The 25,823-nt window shown below is 70.9% G+C and carries 22 protein-coding genes; 13 read left to right on the forward strand and 9 right to left on the reverse strand.

Annotation, left to right across the window (positions count from 1 at the left end; all coding sequences use genetic code 11):
• Positions 1 to 29 precede the first annotated feature (29 nt).
• Genes ACFU8Q_RS18610 through ACFU8Q_RS18630 form a run of 5 tightly spaced genes read right to left on the reverse strand, consistent with a single transcriptional unit; the run spans position 30 to position 5,728 of the window.
• Positions 30 to 1,277: a styrene monooxygenase/indole monooxygenase family protein gene (locus ACFU8Q_RS18610; protein ID WP_384454785.1), complete on the reverse strand. Its 1,248-nt coding sequence runs from the start codon at positions 1,275 to 1,277 to the stop codon at positions 30 to 32.
• Between the two features lie 30 nt (positions 1,278 to 1,307).
• The gene (locus tag ACFU8Q_RS18615; protein WP_384454787.1) at positions 1,308 to 1,958 is read right to left on the reverse strand and encodes an ATP/GTP-binding protein; all 651 of its coding nucleotides are present in this window, start codon (positions 1,956 to 1,958) and stop codon (positions 1,308 to 1,310) included.
• Positions 1,939 to 2,352, reverse strand: coding sequence for a DUF742 domain-containing protein (locus ACFU8Q_RS18620; RefSeq protein ID WP_384454789.1), 414 nt, complete (start codon positions 2,350 to 2,352; stop codon positions 1,939 to 1,941). Before ACFU8Q_RS18620 ends, ACFU8Q_RS18615 begins: the two co-directional genes overlap by 20 nt.
• The gene (locus ACFU8Q_RS18625; RefSeq protein WP_266748526.1) at positions 2,349 to 2,831 is read right to left on the reverse strand and encodes a roadblock/LC7 domain-containing protein; all 483 of its coding nucleotides are present in this window, start codon (positions 2,829 to 2,831) and stop codon (positions 2,349 to 2,351) included. The genes ACFU8Q_RS18620 and ACFU8Q_RS18625 overlap by 4 nt, the downstream gene beginning before the upstream one ends.
• Positions 2,828 to 5,728: a nitrate- and nitrite sensing domain-containing protein gene (locus ACFU8Q_RS18630; RefSeq protein ID WP_384454792.1), complete on the reverse strand. Its 2,901-nt coding sequence runs from the start codon at positions 5,726 to 5,728 to the stop codon at positions 2,828 to 2,830. Before ACFU8Q_RS18630 ends, ACFU8Q_RS18625 begins: the two co-directional genes overlap by 4 nt.
• A 366-nt stretch (positions 5,729 to 6,094) precedes the next feature.
• Here ACFU8Q_RS18630 and ACFU8Q_RS18635 point away from each other — a divergent pair, with 366 nt between their 5' ends.
• Positions 6,095 to 6,880 (forward strand): hypothetical protein, encoded by a 786-nt coding sequence (locus tag ACFU8Q_RS18635; RefSeq protein ID WP_384454795.1) that lies wholly within the window; start codon positions 6,095 to 6,097, stop codon positions 6,878 to 6,880.
• A gap of 242 nt (positions 6,881 to 7,122) precedes the next feature.
• Here ACFU8Q_RS18635 and ACFU8Q_RS18640 read toward each other — a convergent pair whose 3' ends face one another.
• Positions 7,123 to 7,620: a MarR family winged helix-turn-helix transcriptional regulator gene (locus ACFU8Q_RS18640; protein ID WP_384454797.1), complete on the reverse strand. Its 498-nt coding sequence runs from the start codon at positions 7,618 to 7,620 to the stop codon at positions 7,123 to 7,125.
• A gap of 225 nt (positions 7,621 to 7,845) precedes the next feature.
• On the opposite strand from ACFU8Q_RS18640, the gene ACFU8Q_RS18645 reads away from it, so the two are divergent.
• Both ACFU8Q_RS18645 and ACFU8Q_RS18650 read left to right on the forward strand, forming a co-directional pair.
• Positions 7,846 to 8,703 carry a lysozyme gene (locus tag ACFU8Q_RS18645; RefSeq protein WP_384454800.1) on the forward strand — a complete coding sequence of 286 codons (858 nt, stop codon included), beginning with the start codon at positions 7,846 to 7,848 and terminating at the stop codon, positions 8,701 to 8,703.
• Positions 8,704 to 8,927: 224 nt separating this feature from the next.
• Positions 8,928 to 9,686, forward strand: coding sequence for a polysaccharide deacetylase family protein (locus ACFU8Q_RS18650; RefSeq protein WP_384454839.1), 759 nt, complete (start codon positions 8,928 to 8,930; stop codon positions 9,684 to 9,686).
• A 76-nt stretch (positions 9,687 to 9,762) separates the two neighbouring features.
• Here the strand turns inward: ACFU8Q_RS18650 and ACFU8Q_RS18655 are convergent, their stop codons facing one another.
• Entirely contained in the window at positions 9,763 to 9,909 is a 147-nt protein-coding gene (locus ACFU8Q_RS18655; protein ID WP_384454803.1) for a hypothetical protein, read from the reverse strand.
• A 10-nt stretch (positions 9,910 to 9,919) separates the two neighbouring features.
• Positions 9,920 to 12,343 carry an endopeptidase La gene (gene lon, locus ACFU8Q_RS18660; RefSeq protein ID WP_384454805.1) on the reverse strand — a complete coding sequence of 808 codons (2,424 nt, stop codon included), beginning with the start codon at positions 12,341 to 12,343 and terminating at the stop codon, positions 9,920 to 9,922.
• A gap of 171 nt (positions 12,344 to 12,514) precedes the next feature.
• Between lon and ACFU8Q_RS18665 the strand changes: the two genes are divergently transcribed.
• Complete coding sequence (locus ACFU8Q_RS18665; RefSeq protein WP_384454808.1) at positions 12,515 to 13,351, forward strand: nucleotidyltransferase; 837 nt, start codon at positions 12,515 to 12,517, stop codon at positions 13,349 to 13,351.
• Here the strand turns inward: ACFU8Q_RS18665 and ACFU8Q_RS18670 are convergent.
• Entirely contained in the window at positions 13,278 to 14,129 is an 852-nt protein-coding gene (locus tag ACFU8Q_RS18670; RefSeq protein WP_384454810.1) for a rhomboid-like protein, read from the reverse strand. The two genes, ACFU8Q_RS18665 and ACFU8Q_RS18670, sit on opposite strands and share 74 nt — an antisense overlap.
• A 145-nt stretch (positions 14,130 to 14,274) precedes the next feature.
• Here ACFU8Q_RS18670 and ACFU8Q_RS18675 point away from each other — a divergent pair, with 145 nt between their 5' ends.
• From ACFU8Q_RS18675 to ACFU8Q_RS18715, 9 genes are all read left to right on the forward strand, one after another.
• The gene (locus tag ACFU8Q_RS18675) at positions 14,275 to 14,880 is read left to right on the forward strand and encodes an RNA polymerase sigma factor (protein WP_384454812.1); all 606 of its coding nucleotides are present in this window, start codon (positions 14,275 to 14,277) and stop codon (positions 14,878 to 14,880) included.
• Entirely contained in the window at positions 14,877 to 16,010 is a 1,134-nt protein-coding gene (locus ACFU8Q_RS18680; protein WP_384454815.1) for a zf-HC2 domain-containing protein, read from the forward strand. The genes ACFU8Q_RS18675 and ACFU8Q_RS18680 overlap by 4 nt, the downstream gene beginning before the upstream one ends.
• Positions 16,011 to 16,020: 10 nt before the next feature.
• A complete protein-coding gene (locus ACFU8Q_RS18685) occupies positions 16,021 to 16,821 on the forward strand; it encodes an ABC transporter ATP-binding protein (RefSeq protein WP_384454818.1) in 801 nt (266 codons plus the stop codon).
• Positions 16,818 to 18,119, forward strand: coding sequence for a hypothetical protein (locus ACFU8Q_RS18690; RefSeq protein ID WP_384454821.1), 1,302 nt, complete (start codon positions 16,818 to 16,820; stop codon positions 18,117 to 18,119). The genes ACFU8Q_RS18685 and ACFU8Q_RS18690 overlap by 4 nt, the downstream gene beginning before the upstream one ends.
• The gene (locus ACFU8Q_RS18695; RefSeq protein WP_384454824.1) at positions 18,116 to 18,745 is read left to right on the forward strand and encodes a hypothetical protein; all 630 of its coding nucleotides are present in this window, start codon (positions 18,116 to 18,118) and stop codon (positions 18,743 to 18,745) included. The genes ACFU8Q_RS18690 and ACFU8Q_RS18695 overlap by 4 nt, the downstream gene beginning before the upstream one ends.
• Positions 18,746 to 18,936: 191 nt before the next feature.
• On the forward strand, positions 18,937 to 19,659 hold the full coding sequence (locus tag ACFU8Q_RS18700) for a spermidine synthase (RefSeq protein ID WP_384454827.1): 723 nt from the start codon (positions 18,937 to 18,939) through the stop codon (positions 19,657 to 19,659).
• Between the two features lie 222 nt (positions 19,660 to 19,881).
• Positions 19,882 to 20,619: a response regulator transcription factor gene (locus ACFU8Q_RS18705; RefSeq protein WP_384454830.1), complete on the forward strand. Its 738-nt coding sequence runs from the start codon at positions 19,882 to 19,884 to the stop codon at positions 20,617 to 20,619.
• Complete coding sequence (locus ACFU8Q_RS18710; protein WP_384454833.1) at positions 20,616 to 21,692, forward strand: ATP-binding protein; 1,077 nt, start codon at positions 20,616 to 20,618, stop codon at positions 21,690 to 21,692. The genes ACFU8Q_RS18705 and ACFU8Q_RS18710 overlap by 4 nt, the downstream gene beginning before the upstream one ends.
• A 257-nt stretch (positions 21,693 to 21,949) precedes the next feature.
• The gene (locus ACFU8Q_RS18715; protein ID WP_384454836.1) at positions 21,950 to 25,777 is read left to right on the forward strand and encodes a multifunctional oxoglutarate decarboxylase/oxoglutarate dehydrogenase thiamine pyrophosphate-binding subunit/dihydrolipoyllysine-residue succinyltransferase subunit; all 3,828 of its coding nucleotides are present in this window, start codon (positions 21,950 to 21,952) and stop codon (positions 25,775 to 25,777) included.
• The last annotated feature ends 46 nt before the right edge of the window (positions 25,778 to 25,823 follow it).

Raw genomic sequence — 25,823 nt, forward strand, 5'->3', positions numbered from 1 at the left:
CCCGACGGGACTCGGCCCGTTTGCCGTGGTCAGGCGGCCGAAGCGGCGCCGGACACCTCGGCGAGGTACGCGTTCGTCTTTTCGGGGTCGAAGAAGAAGTTCTCGAAGTCCGCCGGGTTGTTGAAGCCGTTGGCGAAGCGGTTGGCGACCGGCTGGAGCTGGCCGGCGGCGCCGATCAGGTTCAGTACGTGCTCCGGCGGTACGCCGAGCATCGCGTTGGTCCACTTCACGACGTGCTGCGTGTTCTCCCAGTGCCGGTCGAACGTGGCCTGCATCCACTCGGCGTCGAACTCCCGGTCGCCGTGCTCGAGAATCGAGTTCAGGTAGGAGTTCGCGCACTTGGAGGCCGTGTTGGAGCCCTGGCCGGTGATCGGGTCGTTGGCGACGACCACGTCCCCCACGCCGAGGACCAGACCGCCGCTGGGCAGCCGGCCGATCGGCTTGCGGACGGTCGGGGCGTAACGGCCCGCCAGGGTGCCGTTGGCGTCGGTCAGTTCGACCTTGGTGGCGCGGGCGTACTCCCACGGCAGGAACCGCTCCATGAGCTCCAGCGTCTTGGCGAGGTGCTCGGAGGGGTCCTTGATGCCCTGGAACGCGTCGAGCGGGCCGCCCGGGATGCCCTCCCAGAACAGGATGTCGGCACGGCCGGACGTGGTCAGGGTCGGCATCACGAAGAGCTCACCGACGCCGGGGACCAGGTTGCAGCGGACCGCGTCGAACTCGGGGTGCTCGGGGCGCGGGCCCATTCCGTGGACGTACGCGACGGCCAGGGCACGCTGCGGGGCGTCGAACGGCGAACGGGACGCGTCCCGGCCGAACATGGAGACCAGCTCGCCCTTGCCGGCGGAGACCATCACCAGGTCGTACGTACGGGAGAAGTAGTCCAGGTCGGAAACGGCGGCACCGTGGATGACGAGCTGTCCGCCGCGCTGGGCGAAGGTCTCCATCCAGCCGGCCATCTTCACGCGCTGGTCGATGGACTGGGCGAAGCCGTCCAGCTTGCCGACCCAGTCGACGGCGCGCGAGGAGTCGGGCGCGGCGACCGAGACGCCGAGGCCCTCGATGCGCGGGGCCTGGGACTCCCAGAAGTTGAGCTGGTAGTCGCGTTCGTACTCGAGCGCGGTGTGGAACATGCACTGGGTCGACATGACCCGGCCGGACCGGATCTCGTCGGCGGTGCGGTTGGACATCAGGGTGACTTCGTAGCCCTTGGACTGCAGTCCGAGGGCGAGCTGGAGACCGGACTGGCCGGCTCCGACTATGAGTATCTTCCGCATCGCGGTTCTCCGTTACGTGTTGCGTGCGAGCTATGCCGGCGTGGCGTCGAGGGCGTGGCCCACGAGGGCCAGCAGCGACTCGACGACAGTGATCTTGTTACGTGCGTCCATGATCACAACAGGCACGTGCGGCGGGACAGTCAGGGCCTCCCGGACGTCCTCCGGCTCGAACCCCGGCGTTCCCTCGAAGTGGTTGACGGCGACGATGTACGGCAGGCCGCAGCTCTCGAAGTAGTCGAGTGCGGGGAAGCAGTCGGCGAGCCGCCGGGTGTCGGCGAGCACGACCGCGCCGATCGCGCCGCGCACCAGGTCGTCCCACATGAACCAGAAGCGCTGCTGGCCCGGTGTGCCGAACACGTACAGCACGAGGTCGTCGTCGAGCGTGAGCCGGCCGAAGTCCATCGCGACGGTCGTGGTGAGCTTGTCGGGCGTCGCGGTGAGATCGTCGGTCTCCTCGCTGGCCTGGGTCATCATCGCTTCGGTCTGCAGCGGCGTGATCTCGGAGACGGACCCCACGAAGGTCGTCTTGCCCACGCCGAACCCGCCCGCGACCACGATCTTCGTGGCGATGGGGGCCCTGGTGTGGTCCAACTGCCAGGCCTGCAGCGATTCTTCGGCCTGGTCCGTGGCTCCCGGCCGGCGCGGGGCGAAGAGCGGCGACTCAGAGACGGCGGAGTCCATTGAGCACCCTTTCGAGCAGTGCGCGGTCGGGCTGGCCGGTGCCGTGACCGGTCCCGTACACGCGGATCTTTCCCTGGTCGGCCAAGTCGCTGATCAGCACCCGGACCACGCCGAGCGGCATCTTCAGCAGGGCGGAGATCTCCGCGACCGTACGCATCCGGCGGCAGATCTCGACGATGGCCTGAAGCTCCGGCATGACCCGGGTGGACAGGTTGCCGTTGGTCAGCTCGCGGCGTTCCTCGGGCGCTTCGAGCGCGGCGACGAACGTCTCGACCAGCAGGACGTGGCCGAAGCGGGTGCGACCGCCGGTGAGGGAGTACGGGCGGACCCGTGCGGGCCTTCGTTCGGACCCGCGGACGGGGAGCCTGCGGGCGGGTTCAGCAGCGGGCGTCACTGGGTGCTCTCCATCGATTTGCGCAATTCACTGCGGAGTTCGGGGGTGAGTACGTGTCCGGCTCGGCCGACGAAGAGCGCCATGTGGTACGCGATGACGCTCATGTCGCAGTCAGGGGTGGCGTGCACACCGAGCAGCGAGCCGTCGCTGATCGACATGACGAAGACGCTGCCCTCGTCCATGGCGACCATGGTCTGCTTGACGCCGCCGCCGTCCATCAGTTTGGCGGCGCCGATGGTGAGGCTACCGATGCCGGAGACGATGGTGGCCAGGTCGGCACTGGAGCCCCTGGGGCCGTCCTGCCGGCCGGTGGCCTCGTGGGTGATCAGATGGCCGGGGTCGGAGGAGAGCAGCATCAGTCCGTCGGACGAGACGACGGTGACCGAGTGGACCCCTGGCACCTCCTCCACCAGATTGCTCAGCAACCAGTGAAGGTTCCGGGCTTCGGTACTCAGCCCGAATGTGCTGGGCGCAGTCAACTGCGTGCCTCCTCGACTGTGTCCCCCGTCTCATCGGTTCGGCCGTCGTTACGGTGGGCCGGGTCACTGTGCTCGGTATGTGCAGGGCGCCCGGCGTGTGCCGCGGCCCCCGGGAACGGCTGGGTCGCCGTGATCTCGGCGATCTCCGCCTCGACGTCCCGGCGGCCGTTCTTCGCGCCCTGGTGGAAGCCGCCGAGCCGGCGGCGCAGCGCCTCCTTGTCCAGGCTGCCCTTGCGCTCCGTGCTGGATGCCGTGGTGGGCTTGACGACCTTGGGGGTGCGCTTGGGCAGCCCCTTGTCCGTGATGCGCTCCTGCGGCTCCGCCGTGCGGGGGCCGGGCAGGGCGTCGGCGACGGGCGTGGGGGCCGGGGCCGGGGACTCGTCGGCGGTGCGCTCGTGGCGGTCGGGGCCGATGGTGTACGGATCGGGAGCCCTGAACTCGGGGACGTCGGCGAACTCCGGCACCACCGGGAGCCGGACCTGCATCGTGGTCTCGGCCTCGGCCTCGGCGACGGCCGGGGCGTTGTCCGCCGCGTGCCCGGGCTCGGAAACAGGCACGGACACGGGCTCGGAAACAGGCGCGGGAACGGGCTCGGAGACGGCCGCCCCGGACTCGCGGATCGTCTGCTCGGCCGCGGCGATCAGCGGGTCGCCGGGCAGGGCGAGCGTGCGCGTCGGCAGTGAGTTGGAGTTGGCCTCGGCGACCGATCCCGGAAGGTTCAGTGCGGGCGCGTCACCGGGCACCTTCAGCGGCGGCGGCGTGGCGGCCGGTGGCGCCTTCGGCAGCAGGGCCTGGGGCAGGACGACAACCGCCGTGACCCCGCTGCCGTTGTTGGCGCGCAGTTGGAGGCGTACGCCGTGGCGGGCAGCCAGCAGCGAGGTGACCTGGAGGCCGAGTCCGGCGCCGGGCGTCTGCTTGTCGCCCTGCTCCCTCGCGTCGAACAAGGTGGGGTCGCCGAGCCGGGTGTTGAGCTCGCTCATCCGTTCGGCCGACATCCCGATGCCCTCGTCCTGGACGGAGAGCATCACCTCGCCGGTCTCCAGCAGCCAGCCGGAGAGCTGGACATGGGAGTCCGGCGGGGAGAACGAGGTCGCGTTCTCGAGGAGTTCGGCGACGAGGTGGCTGAGGTCGTCGGCGGCGAAACCGGCGATCTGGGCGTGCGGCGGCAGGGACTGGATGGTGACCCGCTCGTACCGCTCGATCTCGGAGACGGCCGCGCGCAACACGTCGACCAGCGGGATCGGGCCCGCGTGCCCGTGCCCGTGCTCGGCGCCCGCGAGGACCAGCATGTTCTCGCTGTGCCGGCGCATGACCGTGGCCATGTGGTCGAGCTTGAAGAGGGTGGCCAGCCGCTCCGGGTCGTGCTCGCGCTCCTCCAGGTTCTCGATGACACCGAGCTGGCGCTCGACGAGGCCGAGGGTGCGCAGCGAGAGGTTGACGAAGGTGTGGTGGACCGTGTTCTTCAGCCGCTCCAGCTGGGCGGTGAGGTCGGACGCCATGACCTGGAGTTCGGCGCGCTGGAGGGTGAGCGCCTCGCGTCCGGCGATCAGCTCGCCGCGCTCGGTCTGCAGGCTCTCGAATCGGCCGTTGAACTCGTTGAGCAGTCCGTGCAGCTTGCCGTGCAGGGCGTTGATGGACCGTACGACCTGGGCGAACTCGTCGTTGCGGCCGGTGTAGCGGACCGGTTCGGCGTTGTCGGGCTCAGTGGCGAGGCGGGCGGCGCCGATCCGCAGGACGGCGAGCGGCTGGGTGAGAGTGCGGGCCACGGCGGTGGAGACGCCGACGGCGATCAGCAGGCAGCCGCCGAGCAGCGCGATCCGCAGTTCGAGCGCGGTGACGTCGTCGTCGCGGAGCTGCTCCAGGTGCTGGACCTGTGCGGTGCCGAGGGCGGATTCGACGCCCCGCATCCGGTCGATCCGGGCGGAGAGGGCCGCCTCGACCTTCTTGCTGCTGGTCCGCTGGTCGGACTCGGACAGCTCGGGCCGGTCGGTGAGGGAGTTGAGGTACTTCTCCGCGCTGTTGACCTCGGGCCCGGTGACGGTGGACGACAGCTTGTCGCGGGCGGTGGAGCCCGCGGCCTGGTCGAAGTCGGCGAGCGAGGCGAGTTCGCGGACCCGGGCCTGCTGGGCGGCGGCGCTCAGCTCGTCACGGGTGCGGTCGTCCTTGCTGCTGCCCAGGTCCTGGGTCTGGACGGGCAGTCCGGTGATCGGGTCGATCTGCGGGGTCGTGGTGGTACGGGGTACGGCGAGCGCGGCGAGGAGCAGCCCGCGGGTGGCGGAGGCCTGCTCGGTGGCCCGGCCGAGGGCGAGCGGGGCGCGGGTGGCCTCGGCGGCGCGCGGCGGGGTCTTCTCGGCGAGTTCCTCGGCGAGGTCGAGGAGCTTGGCGATGACCTCGGAGTACGCCTCATGGGCGGCCAGCGCCGTGCCCTTGCCGCTGAGCGCGTCGCGGCGCAGGGAGGGGATGGTGGAGAGATCGCGGCGCAGTGCGGCCGGGGCCGCGTCCCTGATCTCGTCCACCCGCTGGTCGACGCGGGCGCTGCGGCTGCCGGGGTCGCCCTTGCCCTCTCCCGCCGGGCCGGACTCCTCGTCGCGGCCGGCCGCAATGTAGGTGGTGACCTCGTCACGTTCGTCGGCGAGGGCGTGGGCCAGCGCGATGGCCTGCTGGTTCAGCTCGGCGAGGGTGACCAGCCGCTGCGAGTCGTTCAGGTCGGCGGAGGCGCTGAGGGCCGCGGGCGTACCCGCGGCGATGACGGTGATACCGACGACCGCGACGCCGGCGACCAGCCGGCTGCGTACCCGCACCGTGCGACGGGTGCCCCCGCTCTCGGCGGGTGCCGGAGGCGTCACCCCGGAACCGCTGTGCCTACTGCCCTTGCTCCGAGGCCGCTTCTTCTGCACCGGTGCTCGCAATCTTGACTCGTCCGCCCTTGAAGCAGAGGTGACGCACGGTCACATATGAACGAGCGCCCCCGACCGCTGGTACGGCTTCTGACCATTCCAGTGCTTTTGAGAGGGGGGCGCGCATCAACCACTCCGCCACCTGAACGAGTGAACATCACTCCGGAGTTGACGAACAAGTCTCCCCTCGGAGTGCGCCCGGCACACCTGACCCGTCGGCTGGAACTTCCGCCCGGGCTTTGGCAAGATGCCCGCCCGCACGCCGTACGGAGCCATTCCTTCCGCCCCTGACATCCGCCTGACCTGCCGGTACAGGCCAACACCGGACCGTGCAGGGCTCGTGAAGGCATCGTGCAGACTGGCTGTATGCGCATGGCACTCGCGACCGCCCCCGGCAGCCCCGAACGCCCGAACGAGGACTGGGCCGCGACCGCCCTGCCCGCTTCCGGCCAGGGTGGGACGCTGATCCTGCTCGACGGAGTGACTCCGCCACCGGGTGACGACGGTTGTGTGCACTCGGTCCCCTGGTTCACCGCACGACTGGGTGGCGCACTGGTCGAACTGTCTGGTTCGCGACGGGATCTGACCCTCCAGGAGATTCTGGCCGAGTCCATCCGGCGCACCGCCGGCGCACACCGCTCCACGTGTGACCTTTCTCACGTACGCACACCGCAGGCGACGGTCGTCCTGGCGCGCTGGGACGAACGCGAGGTCGAACACCTGGTGCTCTCCGATTCCGTACTGCTGTTCGAGGCTCCCGACGGGACGGTGCGCCCCCTCCTCGACGACCGGCTGGACCGCCTGCCGCCGGGCTCGCTGGCCAGTGACGCGATCGCCGACGCCACGGTGCGGAACAAGGAGGGCGGCTTCTTCACGGCCGCCGCCGATCCCACGGTGGCGGCCCGCGCGGTCACCGGACGCACCCCGCTCGGCCGGGTGCGGGCGCTGGCCGCGATGACCGACGGGGCGGCCCGCTGGACGGAGATGTTCCGCGAGGGCGACTGGGCGGACTGCCTCGGGGTGCTCCACAAGGAGGGGCCCCAGGGGCTGATCGACCGGGTCAGGGCGCTGGAGGACGCCGACACGGAACGCACTTTTCTGCGCCGCGGCAAGACGCATGACGACGCGACGGCGGTCTACGCGCTGCTGTGACGGGGACGGGTACGGGGACGGGGAACGGAGCTGGGCACGAGGACGGAGCCGGGGCCGGAGTCGATGTGGAGCCCGAACCGGGGCCGGTGTGGAGCCCGAGCTGGGACCGAAGTCCGAGCCGGGGCCGATGTGGAGCCCGAACCGGGGCCGGCATGGAGCCCGAGCTGGGACCGAAGTCCGAGCCGAGGCCGGTGTGGAGCCCGAGCCCGAACCGGGGCCGGGGCCAGGGCCAGGGCCGGGTGTCAGTCCTCCGCGCGGGCGTTCAAGTGGTGCAGCAAACGGGCCAGTTCGGCCACCTCGGCCCGGTCCCAGTCGGCGAGCTTGCGCACATAGCGGTCGCGGCGGGCGTCGCGGACGCTGCGGTAGCGGGCCAGCCCCTCGGCGGTGAGGTGAACGAGAAAGGCCCGGCCGTCGGCCGGGTCGGGCTCGCGTGCCACCAGTCCGAGGTTCTCCAGGGCCCGCAGTTGACGGCTCATCGTCGCCTTGCCGACCCCGAAGTAGGCCGCGAGATCGGTGGCCCGCTGCCGCCCGGCCGACTCCAGTCGTACGAGAAGTCCGTAGGCGGCGGCCTCCAGTTCGGGGTGGACCTCGCGCGCCATTTCGCCGGAGTTGGCCCGCGCCCGGCGCAGAAAAACGGCCAACTCCCGCTCCAAGGCAAGGAATGCGTGGTCCACACCACTTTCTCCGGTCGCGCCGGGTTCACTACCGCTTTCGCTCCCGTGCACGTCAACACCCCTCATGAGCTTTCCTGCCGCTGAAAGTTTCTTTCGCCGCTGGTCATCGCCGCAGCTCGGCCAGTATTTCGCAGGCGTAGACCAACGGCGGCTCCCAGGCCCTCTTCCGCAGCACGGGTCTACGTGCGTAGCTTCTTGCATGGCATGTTCACACCATGTCATGCCGACAGGGGTACCCCCCGTGCCCCTGGGATCAGCACGTCCCCCCACCAAGGCCTCGGAGGCACTCACATGCCGGTGCTCAGATCCGCTTCCAGAACATCCCGCCGCTCGCGCCTCGCAGCAGCCGGGACCCTGCTCGCAGCCCTCTCCCTCCTCCTCACCCTGCCCGGCGCGGCGAGCGCCGCGGGCACCCACGACACCGCCACGGCGGCCAAGAAGCCCGCCCGGGGCACGGCCACGATGGGCATGGGCGTCATCGCCCACGACGGCCAGGGCGGACTGCCGGGCGAAACCCTCGCCGCCCAGACCGAAGGCGTCGACGTCGCCAGCTATCAGGGCAACGTCGACTGGACAACCCTCTGGAACAGCGGCGTGAAGTTCGCCTACACCAAGGCGACCGAGGGGACGTACTACACGAACCCCTACTTCGCTCAGCAGTACAACGGCTCGTACAACGTCGGCATGATCCGGGGCGCGTACCACTTCGCGACCCCCGACACCACGAGCGGTGCCACCCAGGCCAACTACTTCGTGGACCACGGGGGCGGCTGGTCACGGGACGGCAAGACGCTGCCCGGCGTCCTGGACATCGAGTGGAACCCGTACGGCGCCCAGTGCTACGGCAAGACCCAGGCCGGCATGGTCTCCTGGATCCGCGACTTCGTGAACACCTACAAGGCACGCACGGGACGTGACGCGGTCATCTACACCGCGACCAGCTGGTGGCAGACCTGCACCGGTAACAATTCGAGCTTCGGCACCACCAACCCGCTATGGGTGGCCCGCTACAGCTCCACCGTCGGCGAACTCCCGGCCGGCTGGGGCTACTACACGATCTGGCAGTACACCTCGTCCGGCCCTTACGTAGGCGACCACAACCACTTCAACGGCGCCCTCGACCGCGTGCAGGCGCTCGCCAACGGCTGAGCCCGCCCCGCCCCGCCGCGCCGGACACCCCGTCGCACGGCCGAGCCCCCGGTGACGCACCAAGTCACCGGGGGCTCTAGCCTGTTCACGCCCCTGACCAGGAACTTCACTCTCCGAGCTGAACCCAACCCCCTATACACCTGGTGTATACCCCGTGTGTATAGTCCTCCTCTGCCGCACATCGCGTGCCTTGTTCAGCCACGGAGGAGTGACCCGCCTTGTCCATGAAGACGAAGTCGATCGGTACGGGGTTGGCCGCCGCCCTTGTGACGGCCCTCACCCTGACGCTGAGCGGCTGCTCCATGCAGACCACCGCGCCGGCCTCGGCGCGCGGCGACGCGGGCTCCGACGCCAAGGGCTCCTTCGGCCCGGTGGACTGCCGCAAGGCGAAGTGCATAGCGCTGACGTTCGACGCGGGACCGGGCGAGAACACCCCGCACCTGCTGGACATCCTCAAGGAGAAGAAGGTGCACGCGACCTTCTTCCTGCTCGGCAAGAACCACGTCAAGAAGTACCCCGACACCGTGCGCAGGCTCGCCGCCGAGGGGCACGAGGTGGCCAACCACACCTGGACCCACCAGATCCTGACGGACAGGAAGCCCGCCGATATACGTGCCGAGTTGGAGAAGACGCAGGACGCGATAGCGGAGATCACGGGCAAGAAGCCGCGTCTGATGCGGCCGCCGCAGGGCCGCACCGACGACACCGTCTCCGACATCAGCAAGGACCTGGGGCTCTCCCAGATCCTGTGGAGCGCCACCGCCAAGGACTACTCCACGAACGACTCGGCGCTGATCAAGAAGCGCATCCTGGACCAGGCGAGCAAGGACGGCGTCATCCTGCTGCACGACATCTACAAGGGGACGGTGCCCGCCGTGCCCGGCATCATCGACGCGCTGAAGAAGCAGGGCTACACCTTCGTCACCGTCCCGCAGCTGATGGCACCCGCCGAGCCGGTCCCGGGGACCATCTACCGCCCCTGATCCGCGGGGCACGGAACGTGAGGACCCCCGGCGCAGGGGCGCCGGGGGTCCCGTCGGATGCCGAACCTTGGTGCTGTCAGCCGAAGTTGCCCGCGGCCCGCTCCCGTGCCACCAGGTCGGTCCAGCCGGTGGTGCCGTCGATCCACACCACCCGCTCACCACTCTCGGCCGCCGGGTACGACTGCTCACCGCGGTTGCACGAGACCCGCCGGACGTCCGTCACGCCGTGGCCGCTACGCCGCGGCCGGGATCCTCTCCTCGGGCCTGGCCGCGGAGACCGGGGCGAGGGCGATCTCCAGCACCTGGCGCACATCCGTCACGGGGTGGACCTCCAAGGTGTCCAGGACCTCGGCCGGGACATCGTCCAGGTCCGCCTCGTTCCGCTTCGGGATCACCACGGTCGTGATTCCGGCCCGGTGCGCGGCCAGCAGCTTCTGCTTCAGGCCGCCGATCGGCAACACCCGCCCGGTCAGCGAGACTTCACCGGTCATCGCCACATCCGTACGGACCAGTCGTCCGGAGAGCAGCGAGGCCAGCGCCGTCGTCATCGTGATGCCGGCGCTCGGGCCGTCCTTCGGGACCGCGCCCGCCGGGAAGTGGATGTGCACGCCGCGGTCCTTCAGATCCGCGACCGGCAGCTCCAGCTCCGCGCCGTGCGACCGCAGGAAGCTCAGCGCGATCTGCGCGGACTCCTTCATGACGTCGCCGAGCTGGCCGGTGAGGGTCAGTCCGGACCCCCCGGTCTCCGGGTCGGCCAGCGACGCCTCCACGAACAGCACGTCGCCGCCCGCGCCGGTCACCGCGAGCCCGGTGGCCACGCCCGGCACCGCGGTGCGGCGCTCGGCCGGGTCCTGGGCGGACTCGGGGACGTGGTGCGGCCGTCCGATCAGACCGCGCAGATCCGCCTCGGTGACCGTGAACGGGATCTCGCGTTCGCCCAGTTCGTGCTGGGCCGCGACCTTGCGGAGCAGCCTGGCGACGGCCCGCTCCAGGTTGCGCACGCCCGCCTCGCGGGTGTACTCGCCGGCCAGCTTGCGCAGCGCGGACTCGTCGAGCGTCACCTCGTCCTTCGCCAGACCGGCCCGCTCCAACTGGCGCGGGAGCAGGTGGTCACGGGCGATGACGACCTTCTCGTCCTCGGTGTAGCCGTCGAGCCTGACCAGTTCCATCCGGTCGAGCAGGGCTTCCGGGATGGCTTCGAGCACATTGGCCGTGGCCAGGAAGACGACGTCGCTGAGGTCGAGTTCCACTTCCAGGTAGTGGTCGCGGAAGGTGTGGTTCTGCGCCGGGTCGAGGACTTCGAGCAGGGCGGCCGCCGGGTCGCCCCGGAAGTCGGAGCCGACCTTGTCGATCTCGTCGAGCAGGACGACCGGGTTCATCGAACCGGCCTCCTTGATGGCCCGGACGATACGCCCCGGCAGGGCGCCGACGTATGTGCGCCGGTGGCCGCGGATCTCCGCCTCGTCCCGTACCCCGCCGAGCGCGACGCGGACGAACTTGCGGCCCATGGCGTGCGCGACGGATTCACCGAGCGAGGTCTTGCCCACGCCCGGCGGCCCCACCAGCGCCAGCACGGCACCGCCGCGCCGCCCGCCGACGACGCCCAGGCCGCGGTCGGCACGCCGCTTACGGACCGCCAGGTACTCGGTGATCCGCTCCTTCACGTCCTGCAGGCCCGCGTGCTCGGCGTCGAGGATCCGCTGGGCGCCGCGGATGTCGTACGCGTCCTCGGTCCGCTCCGTCCACGGCAGTTCGAGGACGGTGTCGAGCCAGGTCCTGATCCAGGAGCCCTCGGGACTCTGGTCGGAGGAACGCTCCAGCTTGTCGACCTCCTTGAGCGCGGCCTCACGGACGTGCTCGGGAAGGTCGGCGGCCTCGACGCGCGCCCGGTAGTCGTCGGACTCGTCCTCCGGGTCCCCGTTGAGTTCGGCGAGCTCCTTGCGTACGGCGTCGAGCTGGCGCCGCAGCAGGAATTCGCGCTGCTGCTTGTCGACGCCCTGCTGGACGTCCTTGGCGATGGACTCGGCGACGTCCTGCTCGGCGAGGTGTTCACCGAGCCACTGGATGGCGAGCTTCAGCCGGGCGACCGCGTCGACGGTCTCCAGGAGCTGCACCTTCTGGGTGATGGTGAGGAAGGGCGAGTAACCGGAATTGTCGGCGAGCGCGGAGATGTCCTCGATCTGCTGGACCCGGTCCACGACCTGCCAGGCGCCGCGCTTCCTCAGCCAGCTGGTGGCGAGCGCCTTGTACTCCTTGACCAGCTCGGCGGCGGCCCCGGGGAGCGGGTCGGGGACGGCCTCGTCGACCCGTGTCCCCTCCACCCAGAGCGCCCCGCCCGGGCCGCTGGTCCCGGCCCCGATCCGGACCCGGCCACGGCCGCGGATGAGCGCGCCCGGATCCCCGTCCGAAAGCCGTCCGACCTGTTCGACGGTGCCGATGACACCGGTGCCGGTGTAGGTCCCGTCGACCCGTGGCACAAGCAGCACCTCGGGCTTGCCGCCGCCCTCGCGGGCTGCGGCCTGTGCGGCTTCCACGGCGGCACGTACATCGGTGTCGGACAGGTCCAGAGGCACCACCATTCCGGGCAGCACGACCTCGTCGTCGAGCGGCAGCACGGGCAGGGCGAGCGGAGTGACCGCATCGGACTCGGTAGCCATGATCTCCCCTTCGGCAGTCAAGTTGAGCTATGCAGACTCAATGCTTGTGAGCCGCTCGTTGTTCCCTCGCAGTGTTCGCTGTGAGCGATCAGCTGAACACTGTGCTGTGCGCACGCCCGGCAGGCCGGGTCCGGTCCTGCGTGCATGCACGCAACGGTGCAGAGTGACCGCATGAACGACGACGTCGGCGACAGTGGCGGCCGGGGGCTGAGTCCGGACGGGACGATCCGGCGGGAGGGCTCGCTGAGCCGGGTGCCTGCGGTGTTCGCCCCTGTGGTGGGGGCGGCCCGCGCCCGGATCACCGAGACGTTCGACGGCGCACGGCTGCGCAGCGCGTACATCTACGGCAGCATTCCGCGCGGCACGGCCGTTCCGGGCGTCTCCGACCTGGACCTGCTGCTCGCCCTGCGCGCCGAGCCCACCGAGGCCGACCGGGCGACGGCCCGGGCCGTCGAGGTCGAGCTGGACGGCTCGTTCGACCAGATCGACGGTGTCGGCGTCCTCCTGGTCGCCGCCGACTCCGTCACGAGTGAACTCGAACGCAACGACCTCGGCTTCTTCCTCGCCTGCCTCTGCACCCCGCTGCTGGGCGAGGACCTCGCGGCGCGGCTGCCGCGCTACCGCCCCACCCCGCTGCTCGCCCGGGAGACCAACGGGGACCTCCATCTCTCGCTCCCCCGCTGGCGGCGACGGGCCGCCGAGGCCACCACGGACGCCGAACGCCGAAACCTCGGCCGGGGCGCCGCCCGGCGCATCGTCCGGTCGGGCTTCACGCTTGTCATGCCGCGTTGGGGCGGCTGGACCAGCGACCTGGCCGAGTCCGCCGAGGTGTTCGCCGGTTACTACCCGGACCACCCGGAGCGGGGCGAACAGATGCGGATGGCCGCGCGCACGGGGCGTACCCCGTCCGCCGACCCGGCCGTTCTCGCGATGCTCATCGACGACCTGGCGCCCTGGCTGGCAACCGAGTACCTCGCGGTGCACGGCGAGAAGGCCCCACGTCCCTGACCCCCGCATCCCCGATCGCCGAGCCCCGGGCCGCTCCGGCCCTGCGCAGCAGTGGCCAGCAGGCCACGCCGAGCAGCAGCGCCAGGAGATGCCCCCAGTTGGCGAGGGGGCTACTGAGCTCGAACAGATCACGCAGCAGCATCGCGCCGACCCCACCGAGCAACAGCACCCGCAGCCACGGCGTGAGCAGCCCGGCGAGCGCGCCCACGCTCGCCATCAGTCCGAAGCTGATGCCGTAGTCGAGCCGGTGCAGCGAGGACTCCGGCAGATGACCGGCCACCACCGACAGCCCGACCGGGATCTCCGTGCCGAGCGTCGCCACGACATGCCCGAGCAGGAACACCCCGGCGGTGCGCCATCCGCCGATGCGGCGTTCCAGCGCGGTCAGCACGAGAGCGAAGCCGAAGACGTACGGGGAGCCGAGCCCGCCGACGACCCACAGCGCGCTGGCGGCCAGGACGAGCAGCGGGATTTCGCCGAGATGCGCGACGTCCGTGCTCGATTCGCGCAGCACGGCGGAGACGATGGCCGGATCGGCGTACTCCATGAAGAGGGACGTCGCGACGAGCACCAGCAGATACCCGGAGGTGAACGGTGTCCCCAGGGGCGTCGGCAGCAGCCGCAGCCACCGGCGGGCCCCGCGGATCCTGCGGGTCCTCTGGGCCTCGCGGGCCGGAGGGGCGGCGCTCTCGTCCGTACGGCGCTGACACGGTATGGCGTCGAGCAGTGGTGCCTCGAGGTGTTCTTCCCGAACCGCACTGTCCGTACCCTGATGCACCGCGCGAGGCCCCTTTCCGTACAAGTTCCGTACAAGCCCCCTGAAACAACATCCCACCCTCCGTGATCGTCCCCCACGCCGTCTATGGCCTGAGCCACATGAGCGACGTATGAACCGACCCGGGCCCGGTGCCCGATAGAGGGGTGTGAGTTTGTTGCGCCCCTCGGGGGAGGACCGAAATGACGACGACGCCCTGCTGCGCGCCGTCGCACAGGGGGACACCGCGGCCCTGGCGACGCTCTACGACCGGCACGCGGGCTGGCTGCTCGCCCGGCTGAGCAGGCGGTGCCCGGACCCCGAGACCGTACGGGAAGTCCTCCAGGACACCTTCGTGACCGCCTGGCGCTCCGCCGGCTCGCACCGCGGCGCGCGGATCGGCGGCTGGCTCTGGGTGATCGCCTCGCGCCGGCTGGTGGACGCCCAGCGGGTCCATGCCCGCACCGATCTCGCCGCGCAGGCCGAGCGGGCCGGGAGCAAGGAGTGGGCGGCCGCGGTGCCGTCCGCCGAGGAGCGGGTGCTGGCCGGTCTGGAGTACGGGGACGTGGGCGCCGCACTCGACCGGATCTCGCCCGAGCTGCGCGAGGTCCTGCGCGCGACGGTCATCGACGGACTCACGACCCGCGAGACGGCCCGGCTCCTCGGCATACCGGAAGGCACGGTCAAGACCCGGGCGATGCGGGCCAGACGCGAATTGCGCACCGCGCTGGAACTGCTGGCTCCGGAAACCGGACCCCTGGGAGGCACGGCATGACGGGAGGCGACGGCATGAGGAGAGGCAGCGGACCGCCCCACTGGCACGTGGGCGACGAACTGGCCGGGCGGTACGCCGCCGGTTCGGCGGCGGAGACGGAGGCGTGGTCCCTGGAGAAGCACGTGGAGGCGTGCGAGGGGTGCGCGACACGGGTCTCGGCGGCGGTACGGGCGCGGCGCGAGCCGGCGGCACTGCTGGACGGAGTGCGGGCGGGGATGCTGGCGGCGGTCGCTTCGGAGGTGCGTCCGGAGAGGGGGCCCGTCCGGGGCGGCGCGGACGTTCCGGGGCAGGGGTTTGCCCGGACGGACACGGACGTTCCGAACAATCCGAACAAGAGGCCCGCCCGAAGCAGCACCCACGCCCCGGACAGCAGGCCCGCCCGAAGCAACGCGAACGCTCCCGACAGCAGGCCCGCCCGAAGCAACGCGAACGCTCCGGACAGGAGACCCGCCCCGAGCCGTCGCGTCCGCTTCCCCGCCTCCGTCTCCGCGTCCGCCTGGCGCACCGGGCGTCTGCTGTGGGCCGCCGGGCCGGCGCTGCGCGGTGCGTGGCTGCTGGCGCTGGTGCTGGTGGCCGTCGGGGCCCTCGCTCTGGCGTACGGGGCCGGGCTCGGCGCGGCCACGCGGCCGCTGCTCCTCGTCATCGCGCCGGTACTGCCGCTCGCCGGGGTCGTCGTCTCCTACGGACGGCACTCCGACCCGATGCACGAGATCGTCGCCGCCACCCCGTCCGGCGGGCTCCGGCTGCTGCTGACCAGGACCGCCGCGGTGCTCGGCGCGAGCATTCCGGCGCTCACCCTCGCCGGGGCCGCGCTGCCCCCGTCCACCGCCGGGCCCGGCCCCGCGGCCTGGCTGCTGCCGGGGCTGGCGATGACACTGGCGGCGCTCGCCCTCGGCTCGTACGTCGGCTGCCGCAACGGCGCCTCGACCGTCGCCGTGGCGTGGGCGGCCGCCGTGCTCCTGCCCGCCTTCGCCACCTCCTCCACGCCGCGGATCGCCGCCCCGGCGGCCGAGGCCATGCGGTACTTCGCGGGGCCCGCCGCACAGGGCGGCTGGGCGGCCGGGGCGCTGGCATGCGCCGTGCTGCTCGCCGTGCGCCGTAGATCTTTCGACCATCTGGAGACGTTGTGAGCGTGAACGCATGAGCGACACCACTGTCATGAGCACCGTCACGGTCAGGGGACTGACCGTCCGGCACCGCAGAACGGCCGCGCTCGACGCCGTCGATCTCGATTTCGCCCCCGGTGTGCACGGGCTCCTCGGACCGAACGGGGCAGGCAAGACCTCGCTGATCCGAGTGCTCGCGACGGTCGCCGCGCCGTCCGGCGGCCGGGTGGAGCTGTTCGGCAACGAGGTCGGCGCGAAGTCCGACCACCGCAGCCGGGCGGCGGTCCGGCGCAGGCTCGGCTACCTGCCGCAGGAGTTCGGGTACTACCCGGGCTTCACCGTCCGCGAGTTCGTCGCCTATGTGGCCTGGCTCAAGGAGATGGACGCGGCGGCGGCCCCGGAGGCCGTGGAGCGCGCGGTGGACCGGGTGGGTCTGACCGACCGGATAGACGTCGGGGTGAAGACCCTGTCGGGTGGCATGGTGCGGCGGGTCGGCATCGCCCAGGCGATCGTCAACGATCCGGACCTGCTGTTGCTCGACGAGCCGACCGCCGGTCTCGATCCCGAGCAGCGGGTCGAATTCCGGGCGCTGATACGGGAGCTGGGCAGCACGTCCACCGTGATCGTCTCGACCCACCTGGTCGAGGACGTCGCCGCCGCCTGCACCGATGTGACGCTGATCGAAGCGGGGCGGATCGCGTACCGGGGCACGACGCGGGAGCTGACGGCTCTCGGCGGCGAGGACACCGGACCGGAGGGGCCGGACGGCAACCCGATCGAGCGCGGCTACACCGCCGCCCTCCGGGCGCACCGGTCGGCGGTGGCACACCGATGACCGACGCCAGAACACCCGTACGCCGTCCGGCGCACGCCGCGCTACTGGCCGAGCTCCGGCACGGGATCGCCCCATGGACCGGGCTCGCACTCGCCCTCACCGTCCTCGTTCCGCTGTGGGGCAAGGCTCCCCAGTGGCAGGGCAGCTGGGGGGAGACGCAGATCCAGCTGCACTCTGCAACGGCGCTGCTCGGCGGTCCACTCGTCGCCGCGGCAGCCTGCTGGCAGGGCGGCCGGGAACACCGCCGCCGCACCGCCGAGCTGCTGCTCTCGGTGCCGCGTGGCCGGCTCGCGCAGGTGACGACGGCCGCGGCGCCGGTCGTGCTGTGGGCGGCGGCCGGGTATCTGGTCGCGCTGGCCGCGGCGTTCGCGGCGACCGCCCCGTACACGGGGGCCGGCAGCCCGTCCGTCTCGATCGTCGCCGCGGATCTCGGCTTCCTGATGTCCATCGGCTTCGTGGGCTTCGTCGTAGGCAGGCTGGTGCGCTGGCGGCTGATCGCTCCGGTGTCGGCGGTGTGCGCGTACGTCGTCCTGGGGTTCCCGGGCTATCTGGACGCGACAGCCCGATTCCTGAGCCCGGCACAGGAGGTCATCCTGGACGGACACGTACCGGTGTGGTGGTTCGCCCCGGTTCTGGTGGCGTGGACGGGCGGTATCGCCGCCACCGTGCTCCTCGGGTACGCGGCGCGGCGGCGCCACCTGGCCGTCGTTCCGCTCGCCCTGGCGATCGCGGCCGGAACGCTGATCGCACACACCGGCGAGGACCTGTTCCGGGACGATCCCGCCGTGGCGCGCAGGGTCTGCACGAAGGCCGCCCCCGGTACACCGCAGATCTGCGTGAGGGCCGACGACGCCCCGGTGCTCCCCCAGGCGTCCGAGGCGTTGCGGGGGATGTTCTCGCGGCTGGAGCGAGTCCCGGGCGCACCGGTCAGATACGTGGACAACGGGTCCGCCCCGAAGGACGGCGAAGCCGCTCTCGCATACGTGAGACGTGGCTGGGGCATCACCCGGAACCGGCTGACCGATCCCCACAGGTATGTCGAGGAAACCGCCCTCGGTCTGGTGAACCGCGACTGCTCGGCCGGCACGGACGAGAAGGGCCGGAAGGAGGGTGAGCGGATGGCACGCACGGCTGACGCGGTCATCAGCTGGCTGAGCGGCGAGGACTCTTCGCGGCATCCGGACTTGCGCCAACTCGCCCGCCTCGAAGCCATGCCGGACGCCGAGCGCAAGGTCTGGCTCGGCCGTTTCCTGGCCGTCCCGGCGGACTGCACGCCCGCGGAGGTCCCGGTCCTGTGAGCCATCGGCCGATCCACACCGCACCGCGCGTCCCCGTCCTCTATATCCGCTCCCGCGCCCTCCCCCTCACCGCCGTCGCCCTGGCCGGCATCGTTCTCGTGGCCGCCGGCGCGGCCCACTGGCTGGAAACCAGGCCGTACTTCGACCACACCGCCCGCATCCCGGTCGTCGTGCTGGCCCCGCTGCTCGCCTCCGCCGCGATCGGCACCAGCCTGCACGCGCACAGCGACGAGCTGGACCGGACCGCCGTACGCCGCTGGTGGCCGCGCCGGCTGCTGCACCTGCTGATCCTGACCGTGCTGACGACCGGGGCGCTCGCGTCGGCGGTCCCGGGGCACCCGGAGGCGTTCGGCGGGCCGGCCATGGTGCGCAACGTGCTCGGCGCGACCGGGGTGGCCGCGGCCTCCGCCGCGCTGATCGGTGCCCGGCTGAGCTGGCTGCCGATGACGGTCTACGGCGGCGCCGTCTATCTGGCGGCGCCCCGCGCCCACGGCGGCGCGGCGGCGGTGTGGGCCTGGCCGATGCAGCCGGGCCCACAGGCCGGGGCGTGGGCGGTGGCCCTGACGGCGTACGCGGTCGGGGCGGCCCTCCTCGCGGTGCGCGGCGCACGCCCGGAGGGCGCGTAACGCGCGACGACGCACGCCCCCCGGACAGACGGAACGGTCGGATGGATCGGACAACCAGCCGACCTCCGGCCGCACCGACCGGCCGGGTCGGACGGATCCGGCAATCCATTGGCCTCCGGCCGCGCCGACCGGCCAGGATGGCGGGGACCGTGTCCGTCCACCGCATCCGTCATCCACCGGAGACCCGCACCATGCCCGAAATCCACGGCCCCGCGTTCCACAGCCCCGTGATCCACGGCCTCGACACCCTCGCCCCCGTCACGCTCGACCGCCGGGAAGGCCCGTACGGCGAGGTCGTCCTGCGGGAGCGGGGTGACGACTTCGAGATCATCGCCAACGGATGCTTCCTCATGGACACCTCGGACGGGCGGTCCGAGCGGCTGCTGATCGACGCGGCGCTGGCCGCGCTGCCCGCGGGCCGGACGGCGCCGTCGGTGCTCATCGGAGGGCTCGGGGTCGGGTTCTCGCTCGTGCGGGCCGCCGCCGAGCCGCGGTGGGGGCGGATCACCGTCGTCGAACGGGAGCAGGCGATCGTGGACTGGCACCGGGAGGGGCCGCTGGCAAGGATCTCCGGTGCGGCGCTCACCGATCCGCGGACCTCGATCCTGACGACGGATCTCGTCGCGTATCTGCGCACGACTACGGACCGTTACGACGCCCTGTGTCTGGACATCGACAACGGGCCGGACTGGACCGTGACCGAGGACAACACGAGCCTGTACTCCCCCGCCGGTCTGGCGGACTGCCGGGAGCGGCTGGCGCCGGGCGGCGTTCTCGCGGTCTGGTCCGCACAGCCCTCCGCCAACTTCGAACAGAGCCTGCGGAATGCCGGATTCGGTGAGGTAAGGACCGAAGAGATCCGTGTTGCCCGAGGTGTTCCCGACGTGGTGCATCTCGCACTTCGGACAGGCTGAGAGCCCCCGCCGGGTATCCACAGCCCCCGGACGCCCGGGGCCAAGCGCCACAAGGCCGACACTCCGCCACTTCGTCGCACCCAAGCCGTTACACCCTGCGTAGCCGAGAGCAGTCCGCTGCCTTTACGCTGCTGACCGGTGACGGGATCACCCATGACATCCACAAGCGAAGACCGTGCCTCCGGGGGAATGGCCCCCGTGAGAACGGGCAGGGGCGGGGCGATGGAACAGACACACACCACCCACAACGGTGTCGCGGCCACCCCGGGCGCGCAGCGCCGGGTGCTGGTGGTCGAGGACGACGTCACGATCGTCGATGCCATTTCCGCCCGGCTGCGGGCCGAGGGCTTTCTGGTGCAGACCGCACTCGACGGGCCTGCGGCCGTGGACGCGGCCGAGGCGTGGCAGCCCGATCTGATGGTGCTCGACATCATGCTCCCCGGCTTCGACGGCCTGGAGGTCTGCCGCCGTGTGCAGGCCCAGCGGCCGGTGCCGGTGCTGATGCTGACCGCCAGGGACGACGAGACCGACATGCTGGTCGGCCTCGGGGTCGGTGCCGACGACTACATGACCAAGCCGTTCTCGATGCGCGAGCTGGCGGCCCGGGTGCATGTCCTGCTGCGCCGGGTCGAGCGTGCGGCGCTGGCCGCGGTCACTCCGCGCAGCGGCATACTGCGCCTCGGTGAGCTGGAGATCGATCACGCGCAGCGCCGGGTCCGGGTGCGCGCCGATGACGTCCACCTCACGCCGACCGAGTTCGATCTGCTGGTCTGTCTGGCCAATACGCCGCGCGCGGTGCTCTCCCGGGAGCAGCTGCTGGCCGAGGTCTGGGACTGGGCGGACGCCTCCGGCACCCGTACCGTCGACAGCCACATCAAGGCGCTGCGCCGGAAGATCGGCGCGGAGCGGATCCGTACCGTGCACGGCGTCGGCTACGCCCTGGAGACCCCGGCGCCATGACCCGGACCGGTTCCGGACTGCGTCCCTTCTCGGTCAAGGCCAAGCTGGGCACACTCGTGGTGGTCTCGGTGTTCATCACCACCGGGCTGCTGATGGTGGCCGTGCGTACCAGGACGGAGCTGCGCTTCATCACGGTGTTCTCGGTGATCGCGACCCTGCTGATCACCCAGTTCGTGGCGCACGGCCTGACGGCGCCGCTGGACGAGATGACGACCGTGGCCCGGTCGATATCGCACGGCGACTACACCAGACGGGTGAGCGGCGCCGACCGGCGTGACGAGCTCGGCGACCTGGCCCAGACGATCAACCTCATGGCGGACGATCTGGAGGCCGTGGACCGGCACCGCAAGGAGCTGGTGGCCAATGTGTCCCATGAGCTGCGGACACCCATCGCGGCGCTGAGAGCCGTGCTGGAGAACGTCGTGGACGGGGTTTCCTCGGCCGATCCGGAGACCATGCGCACCGCCCTGAAGCAGACCGAGCGGCTCGGCAGGCTGGTGGAGACGCTGCTGGACCTGTCCCGTCTGGACAACGGTGTGGTCACGCTGAAGGCCCGCCGTTTCGAGGTGTGGCCGTATCTCTCGGGCGTGCTGAAGGAGGCGAACCTCGCCGCCTCGCACCGCCGGCTGTCCTCCGGCTCCGGGAACCACACCCGCAAGGACGTCCATCTGCACCTGGACGTGTCGCCGCCCGAGCTGACCGCGCACGCGGACGCGGAACGGCTGCACCAGGTGGTGGCCAACCTCGTCGACAACGCCGTCAAGCACAGCCCGCCGCACGGCCGGGTCACCGTCCTCGCCCGGCGCGGGGCCGGGCCGGAGTCCCTGGCGCTGGAGGTCCTGGACGAGGGTCCGGGCATTCCGGAGTCCGAGCGGCACCGGGTCTTCGAGCGTTTCAACCGCGGTGAGGTGCCGTCCCCGCACGGTCCCGGCAGCGACGGCGGTACGGGCCTGGGCCTGGCGATCGCCCGCTGGGCGGTGGATCTGCACGGCGGCCGCATCGGTGTGGCCGAATCCGCACGCGGCTGCCGCATCCAAGTCACTCTTCCGGGGATCCCGCAACCGCGAGGTTGACATAGGGTTCGAACTGGAAGGGCACGTTCTGCGTGTTCTCTTTCAGGGGTACGGTCCAGGGGGCCGTAGCTGCGGCCCTGCGTACCCGAAGTGCAGCGGAACCATGCTTGTTTCCCGCCATTTCCTGCGCCGAAACCCGCCTTCCGATGTGACTTGCACGACGAAGACCGGCCCGGCCTGCATGGAACGGCTCGGGAGGCGTAGCCTTGATTTCCGCTGTCCATCACCTTGTGAAGCGGAAGAGGGCGGTTGCCGCCGTGTCGTCTCAGTCCCCCAGTAACTCGAGCATCTCGACCGACCAAGCCAGCCCGGGTTCCGACCCGGCTGCGGCTTTCGGCCCCAATGAGTGGCTCGTCGACGAGATCTACCAGCAGTACCTCCAGGACCCCAATTCGGTCGATCGCGCCTGGTGGGACTTCTTCGCCGACTACAAGCCGGGTACGTCCGGCACGGCGGACAAGCCCGTTCCCGGCGCCGCAGCCGCGGGGGCTGCGGTGACCCCGGCCCCGGTCGCTACCGCGCCGACCACCACTCAGGCCCCTCCGGCGCAGGTCCCGGCTCCGGCCGCGAAGGCCCCGGCGCCCGCGGCCCCGGCGCCCGCACAGGCCGCCCCCGCCGTCGCTGCCCCGGCAGCCCCGGCGAAGGCCGCGCCGGCCGCGAAGCCCGCAGAGGTCCCGGTGAAGGCTGCGGCGGCTCCGGCCACCGAGGCCCCGGCCGGCCCGGAGTACGTGACGCTGCGTGGCCCGTCGGCCGCCGTCGCGAAGAACATGAACGCCTCGCTGGAGCTGCCGACGGCCACGTCCGTCCGCGCCGTTCCGGTGAAGCTGCTCTTCGACAACCGCATCGTCATCAACAACCACCTCAAGCGCGCCCGCGGCGGGAAGATCTCCTTCACGCACCTCATCGGGTACGCGATGGTGCAGGCCCTCAAGGCCATGCCGGCGATGAACCACTCCTTCGCGGTGAAGGACGGCAAGCCGACCCTGGTCAAGCCGGAGCACGTCAACCTCGGCCTGGCCATCGACCTGGTGAAGCCGAACGGCGACCGCCAGCTGGTCGTCGCGGCCATCAAGAAGGCCGAGACGCTCAACTTCTTCGAGTTCTGGCAGGCATACGAGGACATCGTCCGCCGCGCCCGCAATGGCAAGCTCGGCATGGACGACTTCACCGGAGTCACCGCCTCGCTGACCAACCCCGGCGGCATCGGCACCGTGCACTCCGTGCCCCGCCTGATGCCCGGCCAGGGCCTCATCATGGGCGTCGGCGCGATGGACTACCCCGCCGAGTTCCAGGGCACCTCGCAGGACACCCTGAACAAGCTGGGCATCTCCAAGGTCATGACGCTGACCTCGACGTACGACCACCGGGTCATCCAGGGCGCCGCCTCCGGCGAGTTCCTGCGGATCGTCGCCCAGCTCCTGCTCGGCGAGAACGAGTTCTACGACGAGATCTTCAAGTCGCTGCGCATCCCGTACGAGCCGGTCCGCTGGCTCACGGACATCGATGCCTCGCACGACAACGACGTGACCAAGGCCGCGCGGGTCTTCGAGCTGATCCACTCCTACCGGGTCCGCGGCCACGTCATGGCCGACACCGACCCGCTGGAGTACCGCCAGCGCAAGCACCCCGACCTGGACATCACCGAGCACGGCCTCACCCTGTGGGACCTGGAGCGGGACTTCGCGGTCGGCGGTTTCGCCGGCAAGTCGATGATGAAGCTCCGCGACATCCTCGGTGTGCTGCGTGAGTCGTACTGCCGCACCACCGGCATCGAGTTCATGCACATCCAGGACCCGAAGCAGCGCAAGTGGCTCCAGGACCGGGTGGAGCGCCCGCGCGCCCAGCAGCCCGAGCGCGAGGAGCAGCTGCGCATCCTGCGCCGGCTGAACGCCGCCGAGGCGTTCGAGACGTTCCTGCAGACCAAGTACGTCGGCCAGAAGCGGTTCTCGCTGGAGGGCGGCGAGTCCGTCATCCCGCTGCTCGACGCGGTCATCGACTCCGCCGCCGAGGCCCGCCTCGACGAGGTCGTCATCGGCATGGCCCACCGCGGCCGGCTGAACGTGCTGGCGAACATCGTCGGCAAGTCGTACGCGCAGATCTTCCGCGAGTTCGAGGGCAACCTCGACCCCCGGTCGATGCACGGCTCGGGCGACGTGAAGTACCACCTGGGCGCCGAGGGCACCTTCACCGGCCTGGACGGCGAGCAGATCAAGGTCTCGCTGGCCGCCAACCCCTCGCACCTGGAGGCGGTCGACCCGGTCCTGGAGGGCATCGCCCGCGCCAAGCAGGACATCATCAACAAGGGCGGCACGGACTTCACCGTCCTGCCCGTCGCGCTCCACGGCGACGCGGCCTTCGCGGGCCAGGGCGTCGTCGCCGAGACGCTCAACATGTCGCAGCTGCGCGGCTACCGCACCGGCGGCACGGTGCACGTGGTGATCAACAACCAGGTCGGCTTCACCGCCGCCCCGGAGTCCTCGCGCTCCTCGATGTACGCCACCGACGTGGCGCGCATGATCGAGGCGCCGATCATCCACGTCAACGGCGACGACCCCGAGGCCGTCGTCCGGGTCGCCCGGCTCGCCTTCGAGTTCCGGCAGGCGTTCAACAAGGACGTCGTGATCGACCTCATCTGCTACCGCCGCCGCGGTCACAACGAGGGCGACAACCCGGAGTTCACCAACCCGCAGATGTACACCCTGATCGACAAGAAGCGCTCGGTGCGCAAGCTCTACACCGAGTCCCTCATCGGTCGCGGCGACATCACGCTGGAAGAGGCCGAGCAGGCGCTCCAGGACTTCCAGGGCCAGCTGGAGAAGGTCTTCGCGGAGGTCCGTGAGGCCACCTCGCTGCCCGCTCCGGCACAGGCCCCCGAGGTCCAGCCCGAGTTCCCGGTCGCCGTGACCACCGCGGTCTCCCAGGAGGTCGTGAAGGTCATCGCGGAGTCCCAGGTCAACATCCCCGACCGGATCACCGTCCACCCCCGCCTGATGCCGCAGATGCAGCGCCGCGCGGCCTCGGTGGAGAACGGCACGATCGACTGGGGCATGGGCGAGACCCTGGCCATCGGTTCGCTGCTGATGGAGGGCACCCCGGTCCGGCTCGCCGGCCAGGACACCCGCCGCGGCACCTTCGGCCAGCGTCACGCGGTCCTCGTCGACCAGGTGACCGGCGAGGACTACACCCCGCTGCTCTACCTCGCCGACGACCAGGCCCGTTACAACGTCTACGACTCGCTGCTCAGCGAGTACGCGGCGATGGGCTTCGAGTACGGCTACTCACTGGCCCGCCCGGAGTCGCTGGTCATCTGGGAAGCCCAGTTCGGTGACTTCGTCAACGGCGCGCAGACCGTCGTCGACGAGTTCATCTCCTCGGCCGAGCAGAAGTGGGGCCAGACCTCGGGCGTCACGCTGCTGCTGCCGCACGGCTACGAGGGCCAGGGCCCGGACCACTCGTCCGCCCGCCCGGAGCGCTTCCTCACGCTGTGCGCGCAGAACAACATGACAGTCGCGATGCCGACCCTGCCGTCGAACTACTTCCACCTCCTGCGGTGGCAGGTGCACAACCCGCACCACAAGCCGCTGATCGTCTTCACCCCGAAGTCGATGCTCCGCCTCAAGGCGGCCGCGTCGAAGGTGGAGGAGTTCACCACCGGCGGCTTCCGCCCGGTGATCGGCGACGACTCGGTGAACCCGAACGACGTCCGCAAGGTCGTCTTCTGCGCCGGCAAGGTCTACTACGACCTGGAGGCCGAGCGTACGAAGCGCGGCGCCACGGATACGGCGATCATCCGCCTGGAGCGCCTGTACCCGCTGCCGGGTGCCGAGCTGCAGGCCGAGATCGCCAAGTACCCGAACGCCGAGAAGTACCTCTGGACCCAGGAGGAGCCGGCCAACCAGGGCGCCTGGCCGTTCATCGCCCTGAACCTGATCGACCACCTGGACCTGGCCGTCGGCGCCGACGTCCCGCACGGTGAGCGCCTGCGCCGCATCTCGCGGCCGCACAGCTCGTCCCCGGCGGTCGGCTCGGCCAAGCGCCACCAGGCCGAGCAGGCCCAGCTGGTCGCCGAGGTCTTCGACGCCTGACCGGTCGCCGTACGCACGAACCCGAAGGGCCCGCTCCCGCGAGATG

Source organism: Streptomyces sp. NPDC057543 (genome assembly GCF_042801895.1).
GTDB lineage: Bacteria > Actinomycetota > Actinomycetes > Streptomycetales > Streptomycetaceae > Streptomyces.